Raw genomic sequence first — 15917 nt, 5'->3', positions numbered from 1 at the left:
AGGGGGACTACGTCCGCTGAACTGGCTTCCCTGCTCAAACCACGGAATAAACCGACAAAAGGTGGCTAACAATGGCAATGATCGCGGTATACGCCGACTGGGCTGGATTATCCGGACCAAAAAGGATGGGTTTCCTGCATAGCCGACAAAGTCGGACGCGCGAGCTGTTTGAATTTGAGTATGATCCCGCAGCACTGGCCGATCCCGCTCTAAGCCTTGTGCAACTTGACCCTGAAATTTTGCTATTCGAAGGTGCCCAATATCCGACTTATCCACGGGATAAGTTTGGCATATTTGGCGATGCCAGCCCCGACCGCTGGGGACGAATGCTGATGAAGCGTCGCCTGGAACGAGATATCCGTGCTGGCGTTCAGGTTGAAGGATCCCGGTTATATGAATCCGATTACCTGCTGGGCGTACATGACCTTTATCGCGTGGGTGCCCTGCGTTTCAGGCTTGAAGATGCAGGAGAATTTCTTGATAACCGGGCTGATATCGCAGCGCCGCCTTTTACAGAAATTAAGGCCTTAGAAAGAGCAAGCCGCGCACTGGAGGATGATCCTGACAATACCTCTCCCCAGGGTCAGGAGTGGTTGCGTATGCTCATTGCGCCGGGTGGTTCTTTAGGTGGCGCCAGGCCAAAAGCCAGCATTGCAGACGAGTATGGCAATCTCTACATCGCAAAATTTCCCAGCACCCGGGATGATTACAATGTGGGCGGTTGGGAAATGGTCGCCAATGCGCTTGCCACAGGCTGTGGGCTTAACGTCGCCACCGCAGAAGCCCGTAAATTTGCCAGCGATCATCACTGTTTTATGGTGCGTCGTTTTGACCGGACAGATTCAGGCCAGCGCCTGCATTTTGCATCGGCCATGACAATGACCCGCCATCAGGATGGAGATGACGCGTCAAACGGGGTGAGTTATCTGGAGCTCGCTGATGTTTTGATAAGGCAGGGATCACAGACTAACCAGGATTTGAAAGAACTCTGGTCCAGAATCGTTTTTAATATTATCGTTTCAAACACCGATGATCACCTGCGCAATCACGGATTTATTCTGGTTCCCGGCAAAGGGTGGCGGCTTTCGGAGGCTTACGATATCAACCCCGTTCCTTGGTCTGACGGCCTCAAACTGAATATCACCGAGGCGGATAACGCGCTGGATCTTGAACTGGCACGAGAGGTCGCTGAATACTTTCGTCTGAATCTTGCAGAGGCCGACGAAATCATCCAGGACTTTATTGAAATAGTCAGCCAGTGGAGGACCATTGCAAATGGTTTAGGGCTTTCGGTGCGGGAACAAGAATATATGGCTGACGCATTTAGGCTTGCGGTGAATTAGCATCACACCAGCCAGACAATGGAAGATGCTTAGCGTTATTTACAGGATCAGCGCTGGATTCACTCATTACTCAAAATAGTCCATATCCAGTTTTGGCACGCGTAATATACGAGAAGTCACTCCAACTTCATTCTCAATCATCAGATTCACCAGCCGCTGCCCATCCACCAGCACCATACCTTCCACTGCCCTGGCAAAGTCCCGCGCCTGAGAAGTAAAGCCAGATGTGGTGATAAACACGCCGCGTCTGGCTTTTTGTCCGGCCAGTGCGCCATAAAAAGCCTGCAGCTCAGGGCGGCCCACCGTGTTCTGCCAGCGTTTCGCCTGCACATAAACCTTTTCCAGGCCCAGCTTATCCAGCGAGATAATGCCATCAATGCCGCCATCGCCTGAGCCCCCCACACGCTGAAGATCGTCCCGGTGCCCGCCGTAGCCAAGGCGGTGCAGCACATCAAGAACAATCACCTCAAAGCGCGCAGGAGAGACCTGTTTAAGGTTTTCCAGCAATTCATCCGCCACGGCACTGCGTATCTCATTCAGCGCCTGCTCAAGACGATCGTCAGGGCTACTCAGTGCCAGTTCTTCTATAGTGAGTGGCTCAGGCTGTGGATCGAGATCGACAGAATCGGGCTGCTGTTTCAACTTCACGCTATTAAAATCAAAGGCCAGATGAGTGATATCCTCTGCTGTCATTGGCAGAGGATGGGCGATAACCCAGCGCTGCCCTTCGGGTGTCAGGCACCATTTCCCACGAGACAGACTTTGCGACAATCCCGCACGCTTTAGTCGGTCGTGTGCCCAGCCTGCCCGGTTTTTATAAGTCAGCTGACCGCTTGCAATCACCTCTGCGCGCTGATTTTCATCCAGATTGAGCATATCTGCCGCCGCCTCTTGCGCTTCGCGGGCAGTCGCTCCTTCAGGCCTGGTAGCCAGAAAGCGCAACACGGGTTCAATAAATTTATCGTAAGTCGGTACAGACATAGCACTTCCTTATGTGTATGACAAAAATGATGAACCTGCTGTTCAGGCCCCCTTCAGCATATCAAACACCACCCGGGCAAATCCCCTGGCCAGCTCAGGACTCGACAGATACTGCATCATCATTTCCTGCTGCGCTTCACTGCTGTCCATCACGGCATCATCAATGGCTTTAGGGAAATCACCCAGCATCGCCTGCTCACGCGTATTATTAGCAATCTGCGTCATAACGGACTTATTTTCCGAGAGCTTGTCACGAACGGCAAACGCATAATTGACCATATCTTTGTCGGTCAGATTATCCGTAATAAACAGCTCATTTAACCGCGCCAGAATATGCGACATGAACTCTTCTTTCTTGTCCTTCGGCTTGGCGGTTCCCACATCATTACTGGGATGCAGTTTATATTCCGGTGAATCTTCCTGCAGCTTAAGATGCTGAGCATGGATTTTCGAGAGACGATAATGGCTCATCTGGATATTGCTGACATCCACCTCATCCTCGTCCAGTCTCTGTTCATGCAATAGCGGGCGCAGATGGCGGGCGTAGAGGCTGAGTTTCTCCAGCTCTTTATCGTCGTAATCCACGATCTGAGACATAAATTCATAAAAACGTACGAAACTGCCGAGATCCTTTTTAAAGATCTCCAGTCGATCTTTCTCCTGCTTGCAGGCTTTAAAGCTGTTTTCTGCGTTGGTGATCAACACGATATCACCGGTTTTTTTTGTGCGTTCAAACATCTCTTTCGCCAGAAGATAGGCATCAATCGAAGAGGAATAGCGTTTCTTCCAGCGCTCAACCGCAGGCTTACAGATATTACTGATCGCCGCGTTGGACTTATTTTTCATAAAGAAGGCATCGCAGAACTGCTCGACTTCATTCCACAGGAAAACACCGCTGGCGCGCAGTTTCTCGAACAGGTCAAACACCAGACCAGGATCGGTGACGTCCATCAGTTCAGCGGTCTGGTAATAGGGCTGGAACGCGGCCAGAATCTCTTCCGGGTCATTATAGAAATCCAGCACGAAGGTGCCGGACTCGGCTTTACCCGGATAGGTGCGGTTAAGACGGGACAGCGTCTGCACGCACTCCACGCCACCCAGCGGTTTATCAACGTACATGGCGCACAGCTTAGGCTGGTCAAAACCAGTCTGGAACTTGTTAGCCACCAGCATCACCTGATAATCATCGCTATCAAAGGCTTTGCGCATATCACGGCCTTTCAGGCCCGGATTCATATTGGCTTCGGTGAACTTTTTGTTTAACAGCGCCAGACTGTTATGGTCGCCTTCATTAAATTCGACCTCGCCGGAGAATGCCACCATTGCACTGATTTTCTGGTAGTTATTCTCGGCAATATACTTATCAAACGCCAGCTTATAGCGCACCGCCGCCTTGCGCGAACTGGTGACGACCATGGCCTTTGCCTGCCCGCCCAGCAAGTGCATCACGTTTTTACGGTAATGCTCCACGATCACTTTCACCTTCTGCGAAACGTTATGATCGTGCAGCGTGACCCACTGGTTCAGTTTAATTTTGGCTTTTTTGCTGTCGACTTCTTTATCGCCCTCTTCCAGCTTCTGCAGCAGCTGATAAGCCACCTTGTAGTTGGTGTAGTTCTTCAGCACATCGAGAATAAAGCCTTCTTCGATGGCCTGCCGCATGGAGTAAACATGGAAGGCCGCCGGTTTATTGGTTTTGGACGCCGGTTCGTCCGGTTTCGGACGGCGGCCAAACAGCTCCAGCGTTTTCGATTTCGGCGTGGCGGTAAAGGCGTAGTAATTCAGGTTGCTGCTGCCCTTACGCGCTGCCACGGTGGCATCCAGAATATCTTCTGAAGACAGTACGACATCCTCATCCGTCTCTTCCACCATCAACACTTCTTTCAGCTGACGCGCCGTGGAGCCGCTTTGTGATGAGTGTGCTTCATCGGCAATCACCGCATATTTGCGCGTTTTCAGGCTGACGCTGTTTTCAATCGCCTTTAATACAAACGGGAAAGTCTGAATGGTGACAATAATAATCGGTTGGGAACTTTCCAGCGCAGCAGCCAGTTTCTCTGACTTCGATCCATCGCCTTCCTTATTATTGATGCGCCCGACCACGCCATCCTGATGCTCAAACTGATAGATCGTATCCTGCAGCTGGTCGTCCAGCACCGTGCGATCGGTGACGACGATCACCGAATGGAACTGCTTTTCTCCCTGCGCATCATAGAGCGTGGAGAGCTGATGCGCGGTCCAGGCAATCGAGTTGGATTTACCGGACCCGGCGCTGTGCTGGATCAGGTATTTATGCCCGGTGCCTTCGGCCTGGGCCGCGCCAATCAGCTGACGCACCACATCCCACTGATGATAACGCGGGAAGATCAGGCTCTCTTTTTTCACCTTCAGCCCGCTCCAGTCCTCTTTCTCTTCGATCTGCAGATGAACGTAGCTACTGAGGATGGTCAGCAGATTTTCCGGTACCAACACTTCATTCCACAGGTAGTCCGTGGCGTAGCGATCGTGATCCTCCGGAATATCGTTACCCGCACCGCCCCGTTTGGTGCCTTTGTTAAACGGCAGGAAGAAGGTATCCGCCCCGGCCAGCTTCGTGGCCATAAACACTTCGTACTGGCTGACGGCAAAGTGCACCAGCGCGCCGCGTTTAAAGGTCAGCAACGGCTCGGGTTTATTGGTTACTGGGTCTTTCGGCAAGCGGGTTTGCTGATACTGTTTAATCGCATTTTGCACCGCCTGTTTGAACTCCGACTTCAGCTCCAGAGTGGCGACCGGCAGACCGTTGACGAACAGCACCAGATCGATACGCCATTTTTTAGCTTTCAGGCCGGTTTCAGCAAATACGCTACTGCTGGCATGAGGGCTGTAGACCAGCTCCGGCACAATGCGGCAGATATTCTGCTGATAGCGCGCCAGGGTTCCCGGGTTGAGATTATGTTCCGGTTTAAACTGGCACAGGGAAAATCGCGCATTGCGAATTTTTAAGCCGTGGCGCAAAACGCCGAGGGTGCCATATGCACGTGACTGGATATCGGTGGCATTGATATCGGCTTTTTTTAGCTGTGCAACCAGGTTATCAAGAAAGTGACGCTCAGTATCGTTCGGATAGACTTTGGCAAATTTTTCCCACTCTTGCGGTTGGGTGGTTTGCACAAAGTGCAGCGCATCCTGGGTATAAAGCGCACGTTCGCGATCGTAGCCGTCACTTTTACCGACGATCCAGCCGTTGCTCACCATCTGGGCGATCATCTCATTCTGGAAAATCAGCTCTTGGGTGGTATCGGTACTCATGCGTTCACCTCCTGTGATACGGTATCAGCGGCTGCCTCGCTGGCGGCAGGGGCGACCCAGTTGCGTACGTCGATTTTGCCGGTGACGGCAGCGGAGATTAGGGCGGTGCGGCGTTCTTTAAGGAACATTATTTGCTCTTCTCCAAGTAATTGAAGCTGATCAAATCTCTTTGACTTCTCATCTAATAACTTAGCGATTTCTCTTTGTTCATGCCTTGGTGGGATAACTCCTGGCATCGTCTTTAGTAAGTCTTGACTAAGAGATGCCCTAGTTATCAAATTCATTTCCTTCGTAAAAAAAACACGAAGTAACTGATTGGAAAAGTAATACTTTGAATACGCTACATTTAAATTCAATGAATTTGGACGAAACCGAATCAAAAAACCAGCAAAACAGGCATTTTCTATAGTTTTTAAACAAGCCGATGCAAAGCCAATTTCCTCAATTGTTTCTGATGTTCGGGTAAAAAGCACATCGCCTGTCAAAAGCGAATATTTCTTCCTATCCTCACTCGTTGACTGTACTAATCCGCTACCGAACTCCGGCAACACTCTATTTTTATACGCATCACCATAACTCACAAATGGATAACCAGAACCGAACGCCTCGGCCCCAATATTAATTCCATTCTGGAAATCACCCAGATATCTTAGTGGTTTGACAATCCAATGCTCAGGCACCTCTCCCAACCACTCAACACCAGAATCCTTCATCGGTACATCAGGGTTTAGCCCTTTGGTGACAGCATGGCTAATCACCGCCTGGCGTTTTTATTTGAGAAGTTCGATTAGCTGTTGCTGTTTTTCGATTAGAGAATCGATTTTTGCAGTTTCATGATCGAGGAATGCAGCTATTCTTTCTTGTTCGATGTAACTCGGTAATGTGACATATAAATTTTGCACTTGCTCAGTGGAAACTGCTTCAAATGTACTGCCAGTCGCAATAGCATCTAACTGATTTTTGTAAGAAGGGAATATCCACCATAAGTAAGACTGCTGGACATTGATAGCTCCTTGAATACTGCATAAACCACGTCCAATCCCATATTGTTTATCTGCAATATTTATCGCACCTACAGGCGCACGCACTGAGAATAAAAGCTCTCCTGGCTGAGCTATTTTTTTAGGCACAGGGCAATATTGTTTCTCTCTGGGGTTAACTTTCCCAAATTCACCATTGCCCTGTAAAAAAGCAAGACCATTGCCATCAATATTACAATCTTCAGAGCTGGGTGATTGCCCCATATTTATAGATGCTATAAATTTCAGGCGAGTTACACTCCAAAACTCAGGAACAAAACCCACCCCATCAACTCCAGAATCTTTATATTCAGAGTACGCCTGATATTTACCGTTTTTAGCCATCAGGAATGTACCTCCTGCAGCAGCTTCATAATCTCTTTGCTGACGGCATCCAGATCGGCATCGATCTCTTCCAGCGGGCGCGGCGGCTGATATACATAGAAATGGCGGTTAAACGGGATCTCATAGCCAACAATACCGATATCACCGTCCTGGGCATCGCGTTTGTCGGCGTTAATCCAGACATCCTTAACGTGCGGGTGCACCTCTTTTATGAAGTAACCTTCAATCAGCTCACTGGTGGCGATTGCAGGATTTAACGGCACGTTCTCGTTATCACGCAGATCGCCATCCTGCTCGAATTCCACCACCTTGCCTTTGTATTCAAAAGCACCGTACAGCGGCTGGGCCTCTTCCTTCAGCACCTTTTTTACTACCGGTTCAGCGTCCGGGTTTTTCGCGGTGATGGCGTCAATAAACTGCTTGTTCTCTTTGGCATCCAGCTTGACGCCGGCGGCTTTGATCGCGCCTTTCAGGGCCAGCTGGAACAGATTAAAGTCATTGCTGACCTGCTCCCTGCCACCAGCCTGAGCCCCCAGCGCACTCTGGATCTGCTGCGCTTTGGCCATCAGATCGCGCTGTGCCAGCCACAGCTTGCTGTCCAGCAGGTCTTTAACCTGCTTCTCTTTCAGCTCGCTAAACTCGGCTTTGATAATCGCGCGCGCTTCCACCTGAATGTCGGAGAAATCGCCGTACTCCCCGTCCTGCCACTGGTCGCTAAACGCTTCATGCAGCCGCTCCATCGGCGCATTAAACGGCTTCGGTGCAAAGCGCAGGGTGCTAATGGCCTCATCTGTCACCTGCGCAGATAAGCGCAACGGGCGCTCAATGGTCAGACGGCGGTAGCCAAAGTCGGTGCTGTTAAAGATTTTGCTGGCAAAGGTTTTCGCCGCTTCAGTTTTGGCGGTGGCGGACTGGCGACCACGGTTAGATTTCTGTTCCGGCGCTTTCTCAAGACCTAATGCTTCAAGAGAAGTCGCATCCACCACCTCGAAGCTACCGAAGGTGCGGGTGATAAGCCGGATATCCTCTTCGCCCATCAGGTTACGCTTCGAGCCGAGTGACTTACGCATCTTGCCGCACAGTTTCGTGCCATCAATCAGCTGAACCTTGCCTTTGCGCTCCTGTGCCTTCTTGTTCGACAGGATCCATACATAGGTCGCAATGCCGGTGTTGTAGAACATATCGGTCGGCAGCGCGACAATCCCTTCCAGCAGGTCGGCTTCCAGAATATAGCGGCGGATTTCACTCTCGCCGCTGCCGGCCCCGCCGGTAAACAGAGGGGAACCATTAAGGATAATGCCAATACGGCCACCGTCACTGGCGGTGCCATCAACATTTTTGGTATCGCGCATTTTGCTGATCAGGTGCAGCAGGAACAGCAACGAACCATCCGAGACGCGTGGCAGGCCGGGGCCAAAACGCCCGTTAAAACCTTTCTGGCTGTGCTCGTCGTTGATTTCGCCTTCAATCTTTTTCCAGTCCACGCCAAACGGTGGATTGGACAGCATATAGTCAAACTGATCGGCAGGCAGCTGGTCATTCGACAGCGTGTTACCCAGTTTAATACGGCTGACGTCCTGGCCCTTGATCAGCATATCCGCTTTACAGATAGCGTAAGACTCCGGGTTCAGCTCCTGACCAAAGGCACGCATCACCGCCTGCGGGTTCAGCCCATGTACATACTCCATGCCCGAGGAGAGGAAGCCACCAGTGCCCGCCGTCGGGTCGTAGATGGTGCGGATAATGCCGGGCTTACTCAGCGCATCATCATCTTCCATAAACACCAGAGAGGTGGTCAGGCGCACGATATCGCGTGGGGTAAAGTGTTCCCCTGCCGTTTCATTCGAACTTTCCGCAAAACGGCGGATCAGCTCTTCAAATACCAGCCCCATATCGTGGTTAGAGATGGCCTGCGGACTAAGGTCGGTGGTGGCAAATTTTTTCACCACCTTGAACAGCAGGTTGGCCTCATCCAACTGGCTGACAAACTCGTTAAATTTAAAATGATCGAAGATTTCACGGGCGTCCTTCGAGAAACACTGGACGTAATTCTCGAGGTTGTCTTTGATATCGTTCTGCCCCATTTTGCCCAAATCCATCGGCGAGGTGTTATAGAACGACAGGTTGTTGGTGGCGCGTAAGATAAATTTTTCCTGACCTTCTTCCGGCAGGCTTTTCATCGCTTTGACTTCGGCGGCCTTAGCCACCACCGCGTCTTTGCTACTGGCCAGTACGCACTCCAGACGCCGCAACAGCGTAAACGGCAGGATCACGCGCCCGTACTGTGACTGCTTAAAATCACCACGAAGAAGATCGGCCACCGACCAGATAAAGGCAGCGGTGCTGGAAAAGTTATGAGTAGACATTATGCGACCTGAGGAATTAAAAATTTATCTGATTGTACCTGTTTTGCTTACGATTGGGGCTGATGTTTAGGGTGATTTTTTCAGCGATGAGGTCACAACAGGCCGAATTTCTCTATCGAAAATCTTAATGAACCGTGACAGGATAAATCGTTTAATCCTGAGCATTTCTTGAGGTTAATTGTTCTACTATTGCGCCCCGCCCGGGCTGCCCACATACTACAATCATCGTGTTTAAAATTCGGCAACAGGGGCTCCATAGTGACTAAGGCAAACATCAATCCGGCAATGCTAAGCTGGGCGCGCGAGCGCTCTGGCATCGCGATGGATTTGTTTGCCCGTAAATGTGGAACCAGCGAAGAGCGCCTCCAGCAGTGGGAAGACGGGGCGCACGATATCACCTTTAATCAGGCGATGACTTTCGCTGATAAAGCCCATGTTCCCTTTGGCTATCTGTACCTGGCGACTCCACCGGTTGAAACGCTGCCGATCCCCGACCTTCGTACCCTTCAGGGTAAGGGCGTGCAGCGCCCCAGTGCAGAGTTGCTGGACTTACTGAAAATAATGCTCCAGCGTCAGGAGTGGTACAGGGAATATCTGCAGCAGCAGTTTATGGGTCCCGCTAAATTATCAGGCCGCTTCTCCAGCCAGGATTCTGCCATGACTATTGTTCTGGATATGCGGCTTAAGCTGGGCGTCAATGCCCATCCAACGCGCGGTAGCTGGGAAGATTATTATCGCGAGCTGGTACAGCGTATTGAATCTGCTGGCGTGTTGGTGATGCGATCCTCAAGCCTCGGCCACCATTCCCGTCCCTTCAATGTGGAAGAGTTTCGGGGTTTTGCCATTACTGATGACTACGCCCCCATTATTTTTGTTAATCACGCTGACGCGCCCGGTGCAAGGCTGTTTACGCTTATCCATGAGCTATGCCACATCTGGATAGGTCAGTCTGGTGTCTCTGATGGCGGAACAGCCACACATCTTAAAGAAGAAATTTTATGTAATGCCGTCGCCGCTGAGTTCTTAGTGCCGGCAGAGGAGTTTCTCACACACTGGCAAGCTGGCTATGAAAGCTGGCAGGATAATCTGCCTCATCTGGAACAGCATTTTCACGTAAGTCGCTGGGCACTTGCTCGCCGTGCTTTAACACTCAGGCTGATCGACCAACAGGAATATGAACTGTTTGTTCATATGCAACAAAAAGCCTTTGCGCAACGTGATAAAGGTACCGGGTCACCGGGTTATTACCGGACTAAAAACGCACAAATCAGTACCTCTTTTTCTCGCGCAGTGGTGAGCCAGGCGCTGAGTGGGCAACTATTACTTCGTGATGCAGGCGATCTTCTTGATGGAATGAAACCCGCCAGTATCGCGCGTTTTGCAAAGGAGTTGGGGCTTTGAAATATCTGCTGGATGCGAATACCTACATTGAAGCCAAGAATTTTTATTACGGTATGGATATATGCCCTGCTTACTGGCAATGGCTTGACTGGCAATTTGAGCAAGGCATTGTTGCCAGTGTCGATATGATCGGCAGAGAGTTACGGGAGGGTAACGATGAACTGGCGGATTGGGCAAGGTCAAGACCTGAGCACTTTATTCATAACGATGACCCAGCGACCCAGTCCATTTTCCAGCAGATACTGATCGATGTGATGGCTGGTGACTACAACCCACGGGACCGTGATAACTTTTTGGCTAAAGCAGACCCATGGATTATTGCAAAAGGTAAGTCCATGGGAGCGACAGTGATCACCCATGAGACACTGTTTCCGGCAAATACACGAAAAGTTAAAGTTCCCAATATCTGCCAAAAACTGCAGGTTCCCTGCTTAACAACCTTCCAGTTTTTACGAAAATTGAATGCACGCTTTGTGCTTGAGAAAAGCCAGATTTAATGCAGCCAGTGAAACTAAATAAAGTTTCCCTTCTTTATGAGTGAGGAGCGCGGTGCCAATTAAATAAAACTGAATCTATTCTATTAACTGCTTCTGGCCTTAACAGCACTGGGCAGCACATTTCTGCCTCCCCCATTTGTAATATGGTTCCTGCTTGCAAGCACACTGACATGTCTTATCTATGGATGGGATAAACTGGCTGCCCGCAAAGGCTGGCGCAGAGTGCCTGAGTCTACTTTGCTAGTGTCTGGCTTCCTGGGGGGATGGCCTGGGGCGATAGTCAGTCAGCAACTCTTTCGCCATAAAACGCAAAAACAGCCGTTTAAAATCTGGTTTGCCATCACAGTCATCCTTAACCAGGTCTTACTGCTGATAGCTACATATGATTTTTATTTTCGTTGACCAATGTCATACGAAACCCTGGCTGAGCTGCTCCATTGTTCAACTAAACCACCGTCACCAACGTGCTAATATTCTTTCTCTTAAACCAAAATATGGCAATAATATTAGCACTTTCGCATACTATTTCGACAAAGGCCTTCTGCTGTATGCTGTGATCTGAGCAAGCTGTAACTCGTCCTCGCAATCAATGCAGGCCTGATTAAAATCACGCATCGTTATGCGGGATGGCACCAATGCTGAATACTCCAGAAGCTGCGCAGTGAATAGCTTCAAAGGCAGGGGTTTTAAATTTACGCTTTGCGGTCATTGCGGATCTCCATCCGTTCTTTGCAGTCGATCCGCTGCATTAATCTTAAGGATCACATCCAGCGATCAACCATGCGCAGCTTTGATAAGCGCGTCGTTGATCCATTGATTAACGCTTTTGCCAGCGACTTCCGCTGCAACATTAATAGCGGAATGGATCTCAGGAGCAATGCGCAGACTAATTTTACCACTCGCCGGACGGAGCGGTTCACGCCCCTGTGCGGCGCAATAGGAAATATAGTCATCCACGCTCTCTTCAAATGCTTTTCGCAGTTCGACTACATTGTCAGCGTGGAACCCAATGATATCCCTGATACCCGCTACGTGGGCCACAAGGCAATGATCTTCTTCACAATATTCAATCCTTGCCGAATAACCTTTATATGTCATGGTATTCATCATGGTGTTACTCCTACCGCTATTAAAAATACCTTCGCATCACGAACCTGGTGCGCTTTAGCCTCTTTTTTTGCCCGCCACAAGACCCTTAATGATATCAAAAAGTGATATCAACCCAAATTCAAAAACTATAGCCCTAATAACAGAGCTTAGAGGCTGGCACATACACGACGGGGGATCAAGAAGTGGTTAGGTAAATTGCAGACACAAAAAAACCACCTTTCGGTGGCTTCAATGTTCATACGCTTTATGGTGCCGAAGGCCGGAATCGAACCGGCACATCTCTCGATGGTTGATTTTGAATCAACTGCGTCTACCGATTTCGCCACTTCGGCACTGAAGGGTATGCGGAAAACGTTGTGGATTATACCGTTACCGCCTGCATACGCAACCCTATTCCGCAGGGTCTGCGTCTGAGTGCTGAAAAAACGTGCGCCGGGCCAGCGTATTGATATCCCGTCCGGGCGTCGCGTGCCCCGCCCCTGTGATGTTTCAGTGCAGATAATTCTTAAACCCTGGACCATAATGGCTGTACGGCGCTGCGCGGTGGAACTCACCCGCTCTCCGGCAGTCGGAACAATCAGATATCAGCGCGTGGCCAGGAGGGCAGCGTGCGTCACATCACATCGAATAGGGCTAACAATGAAAGCAGCAATGAAATGGGTTCTGGCAGGTTCAGTGACCACCGCACTGTTCAGCGCCACGGCGGGTGCCGCCAGCTGGCAGGATCAGCTTAACTCAGCCGCCAGCGCGCTGGGCCAGAACAACAGCAGCACCACCTCCAATACCTCCGGTGCTAACGCAGCGCCTGCGGGCAACTCGCTGGGTGCATTGACCGGGTTACTGAACGGTGGCAGCCAGTCGCTCAGTGCGGGCACCATGACCAATGCGGCGGGTGTGCTGGAGTACTGTGTGAAGAACAATATTGTCGATAACAATGTGTCATCGGTGAAAGACAAACTGCTCGGTAAGCTGGGGCTGGCGGATACGCAGAAGCAGCAGGAAACCACCGACTATAAGCAGGGCCTGATGGGTCTGCTGAACACCGGCAACAATCAGCAGGTGAACCTGAAATCGCTGGGTGATACCGCCATCGGCAAGAAGGTGAAAACCAAAGCCTGTGATCTGGTGCTGAAGCAGGGCAAACAGTTTATCTCGTAATCTCTCTCTTAAGGCGGCAGGGCTGTCCCCTTGCCGCCTTCTTCCCCCCGGCCACCGTTGTGTGGCCTTTTTTATTATTCGCCCCGCCATTCTCCATCTTTTCTGCACAGTGTTTGCTTATGTTGAGGTTCTGCCATTCCGGTCTGCATAAAGGAAAATACGATGAAAATCCGGTTGCTCACACTGTTACCCGCCCTCCTGCTGGCCGGTGTCTGTGCCACGGCCCAGGCAGACAGCTGCCGCAAGAATATCTTTGAGGGTTATGACTGCACCTATGATAACGGCACCACCTCCACCAGCCGTGCCAATATCTTCAAAGGGCAGGATGTCACGTACAGCGACGGGCGCACCTCATCCAGCAGGGCCAATATCTTCGGCGGGCAGGATGCGACGTACAGCGATGGCACCACCTCCACCAGTCGTGAAAATATCTTCAAAGGGCAGGATACAGCCTACAGCGACGGTCGCTCATCGACCAGCCGGGAGAATATCTTTAAGGGGCAGGACACGCATTATAACGACGGATCATCGTCATCCAGCCGTGCCAATATCTTTGGTGGTCAGGATACCCGTCATTAAGCTCAGGCCGTCCCGGGTCGGCGAGAAGGCCTGGCCCGGCTACTATTTTACCATCAGCCGAATGCCCAGCAGCGCCATCACGCCGCCCCCCTAAACGGTCGAGCGGGGCTTTAAAGCGTAGCCAGGTGTTACGTGGACCGCATCACGCCAGCGCACCGCCGATTGAAATCACAGAAAGTACTGCTGCATCCATCTTCCACCTCCATCATGTAATATCGTCTAACTTACTGAGAGTGGACATTAACTGGCAAGCCGTAATTGACGGAGACGCCTGCTATGCTTACAAAATATTCTCCGTCTTACCACCAAAGGGATCGTTGACGATGACCGAGCCGCTGCTGATTGCCCAGACCACGGAACAACAACTGCATTTGCTGCCCGCGATGGCGAACCGCCACGGGCTGATCACGGGTGCGACCGGCACCGGTAAAACCGTCACGCTGCAAAAGCTGGCGGAGAGCTTCTCAAATATCGGCGTGCCGGTGTTTATGGCCGATGTGAAAGGTGATTTAACCGGGGTTGCCAAAGCCGGGACCGAGTCAGAGAAACTGCTCGCCCGTCTGGCGAAGATTGGCGTCACGGACTGGTCACCGCAGGGGAATCCGGTGGCACTGTGGGATATCTTTGGCGAACGCGGCCACCCGGTGCGCGCCACGGTGTCGGACCTCGGGCCACTGCTGCTGGCACGCCTGCTGAATCTGAACGACGTACAGAGCGGCGTATTGCAGATTATCTTCCGTGTGGCCGACGACCAGGGCCTGCTGCTGCTCGATTTTAAGGATCTGCGCGCCGCCACGCAGTATATCGGCGAGAACGCCAAAGCGTTCCAGACCCAGTACGGCAATATCAACAGCGCCTCGGTGGGGGCTATCCAGCGCGGGCTGCTGTCGCTGGAGCAGCAGGGAGCGGAATACTTCTTTGGTGAACCGATGCTGGATATCAAAGACTGGATGCGCACCGATGAGAACGGCAAAGGGATAATCAACATCCTCGCGTCGGAGAAGCTGTACCAGATGCCAAAACTGTACGCCACCAGCCTGCTGTGGCTGCTGTCGGAGCTGTATGAGCAACTGCCGGAGGCGGGCGATCTGGAGAAGCCGAAACTGGTGTTCTTCTTTGATGAGGCGCATCTGCTGTTTGACGATGCGCCCGCAGTGCTGCTGGATAAGATCGAGCAGGTGATCCGTCTGATCCGCTCGAAAGGCGTGGGCGTGTGGTTTGTATCGCAGAATCCGTCGGACGTGCCGGATGCGGTGCTCGGACAGCTGGGTAACCGCGTGCAGCATGCCCTGCGTGCCTTTACCCCGAAAGACCAGAAGGCGGTCAAGGTGGCGGCGCAGACCATGCGCGCCAACCCGGCGTTTGATACCGTGACGGCCATTCAGGAGCTCGGCACCGGTGAAGCGCTGATCTCCTTCCTCGATGAGAAAGGCAGCCCCTCTGTGGTGCAGCGTGCGATGGTCATTGCCCCCGGTTCCCGCATGGGCCCGGTGACCGACGACGAGCGCAACGGGCTGATTAACCACTCGTCCCTCTCCGGCAAATATGAAGAAGCTGTCGATCGCGAATCCGCTTACGAGATGCTGCAAAAAGGGATACAGAACGCCACGAACAGCGCCAGCGCTCCCGCCGCCAAAGGCGAGAATGTGGCGGTGGATAACGGTATTCTCGGCGGGCTGAAGGACATTCTGTTCGGCACCACCGGGCCGCGCGGCGGCAAGCATGATGGCGTGGTGCAGAGCGTGGCCAAAAGCGCAGCGCGACAGATCACCAATCAAATCATCCGTGGTGTGTTAGGCAGCATTATGGGCGGAAGGAAACGATAAG

The 15917-nt window shown here is 51.6% G+C and carries 12 protein-coding genes, 1 tRNA gene and 1 pseudogene; 7 read left to right on the top strand and 7 right to left on the bottom strand.

Going from position 1 to position 15917, the window contains the following annotated elements; genetic code table 11:
* The first annotated feature begins 71 nt into the window (after positions 1-71).
* Positions 72-1343 (top strand): type II toxin-antitoxin system HipA family toxin, encoded by a 1272-nt coding sequence (locus WH279_RS07265; protein WP_339455478.1) that lies wholly within the window; start codon positions 72-74, stop codon positions 1341-1343.
* Positions 1344-1409: 66 nt separating this feature from the next.
* On the opposite strand, the gene WH279_RS07260 is transcribed toward WH279_RS07265, so the two are convergent.
* From WH279_RS07260 to WH279_RS07240, 5 genes and pseudogenes are all read right to left on the bottom strand, one after another.
* Positions 1410-2324 (bottom strand): restriction endonuclease, encoded by a 915-nt coding sequence (locus WH279_RS07260; protein ID WP_339455476.1) that lies wholly within the window; start codon positions 2322-2324, stop codon positions 1410-1412.
* A gap of 42 nt (positions 2325-2366) precedes the next feature.
* Positions 2367-5615 (bottom strand): type I restriction endonuclease subunit R, encoded by a 3249-nt coding sequence (locus WH279_RS07255; RefSeq protein WP_339455474.1) that lies wholly within the window; start codon positions 5613-5615, stop codon positions 2367-2369.
* Positions 5612-6280, bottom strand: a complete 669-nt coding sequence (locus WH279_RS07250; RefSeq protein WP_445235268.1) for a restriction endonuclease subunit S — start codon at positions 6278-6280, stop codon at positions 5612-5614. The genes WH279_RS07255 and WH279_RS07250 overlap by 4 nt, the downstream gene beginning before the upstream one ends.
* Positions 6262-6979 (bottom strand): annotated as a pseudogene (locus tag WH279_RS07245) (restriction endonuclease subunit S); the annotation flags it as partial. The pseudogene WH279_RS07245 and the gene WH279_RS07250, both read right to left, overlap by 19 nt.
* Complete coding sequence (locus WH279_RS07240; RefSeq protein WP_339455468.1) at positions 6979-9345, bottom strand: type I restriction-modification system subunit M; 2367 nt, start codon at positions 9343-9345, stop codon at positions 6979-6981. The gene WH279_RS07240 and the pseudogene WH279_RS07245, both read right to left, overlap by 1 nt.
* 258 nt (positions 9346-9603) lie before the next feature.
* On the opposite strand from WH279_RS07240, the gene WH279_RS07235 reads away from it, so the two are divergent.
* The 3 genes from WH279_RS07235 (at position 9604) to WH279_RS07225 (ending at position 11645) form a co-directional block, all read left to right on the top strand.
* Positions 9604-10746, top strand: coding sequence for an ImmA/IrrE family metallo-endopeptidase (locus tag WH279_RS07235; RefSeq protein ID WP_339455466.1), 1143 nt, complete (start codon positions 9604-9606; stop codon positions 10744-10746).
* The gene (locus WH279_RS07230; RefSeq protein WP_339455464.1) at positions 10743-11243 is read left to right on the top strand and encodes a DUF4411 family protein; all 501 of its coding nucleotides are present in this window, start codon (positions 10743-10745) and stop codon (positions 11241-11243) included. Before WH279_RS07235 ends, WH279_RS07230 begins: the two co-directional genes overlap by 4 nt.
* An 87-nt stretch (positions 11244-11330) precedes the next feature.
* Entirely contained in the window at positions 11331-11645 is a 315-nt protein-coding gene (locus tag WH279_RS07225; RefSeq protein WP_339456235.1) for a DUF1294 domain-containing protein, read from the top strand.
* A gap of 372 nt (positions 11646-12017) precedes the next feature.
* Here WH279_RS07225 and WH279_RS07215 read toward each other — a convergent pair whose 3' ends face one another.
* Complete coding sequence (locus tag WH279_RS07215) at positions 12018-12353, bottom strand: type II toxin-antitoxin system HicB family antitoxin (RefSeq protein ID WP_339455462.1); 336 nt, start codon at positions 12351-12353, stop codon at positions 12018-12020.
* Positions 12354-12600: 247 nt separating this feature from the next.
* Positions 12601-12685: transfer RNA gene (locus tag WH279_RS07210), tRNA-Leu, on the bottom strand.
* A gap of 307 nt (positions 12686-12992) precedes the next feature.
* Here WH279_RS07210 and WH279_RS07205 point away from each other — a divergent pair.
* From WH279_RS07205 to WH279_RS07195, 3 genes are all read left to right on the top strand, one after another.
* Entirely contained in the window at positions 12993-13511 is a 519-nt protein-coding gene (locus WH279_RS07205; RefSeq protein ID WP_212813653.1) for a DUF2501 domain-containing protein, read from the top strand.
* Positions 13512-13673: 162 nt separating this feature from the next.
* Positions 13674-14090 (top strand): hypothetical protein, encoded by a 417-nt coding sequence (locus WH279_RS07200; protein ID WP_339455455.1) that lies wholly within the window; start codon positions 13674-13676, stop codon positions 14088-14090.
* A 323-nt stretch (positions 14091-14413) separates the two neighbouring features.
* Positions 14414-15916, top strand: a complete 1503-nt coding sequence (locus WH279_RS07195) for a helicase HerA-like C-terminal domain-containing protein (RefSeq protein WP_133843971.1) — start codon at positions 14414-14416, stop codon at positions 15914-15916.
* Position 15917: the final 1 nt, after the last annotated feature.

The organism is Erwinia sp. MYb375, assembly GCF_037479175.1.
Taxonomy (GTDB): Bacteria; Pseudomonadota; Gammaproteobacteria; order Enterobacterales; family Enterobacteriaceae; genus Erwinia; species Erwinia rhapontici.
Note: the sequence above shows the minus strand (reverse complement) of the source record. Positions and strands in the feature narration are given on the sequence as shown.

Coding starts and splice junctions, on each gene's coding strand:
- WH279_RS07265 (WP_339455478.1), top strand. CDS start 72: ATGGCAATGATCGCGGTATACGCCGACTGGGCTGGATTATCCGGACCA.
- WH279_RS07260 (WP_339455476.1), bottom strand. CDS start 2,324: ATGTCTGTACCGACTTACGATAAATTTATTGAACCCGTGTTGCGCTTT.
- WH279_RS07255 (WP_339455474.1), bottom strand. CDS start 5,615: ATGAGTACCGATACCACCCAAGAGCTGATTTTCCAGAATGAGATGATC.
- WH279_RS07240 (WP_339455468.1), bottom strand. CDS start 9,345: ATGTCTACTCATAACTTTTCCAGCACCGCTGCCTTTATCTGGTCGGTG.
- WH279_RS07215 (WP_339455462.1), bottom strand. CDS start 12,353: ATGATGAATACCATGACATATAAAGGTTATTCGGCAAGGATTGAATAT.
- WH279_RS07205 (WP_212813653.1), top strand. CDS start 12,993: ATGAAAGCAGCAATGAAATGGGTTCTGGCAGGTTCAGTGACCACCGCA.
- WH279_RS07200 (WP_339455455.1), top strand. CDS start 13,674: ATGAAAATCCGGTTGCTCACACTGTTACCCGCCCTCCTGCTGGCCGGT.
- WH279_RS07195 (WP_133843971.1), top strand. CDS start 14,414: ATGACCGAGCCGCTGCTGATTGCCCAGACCACGGAACAACAACTGCAT.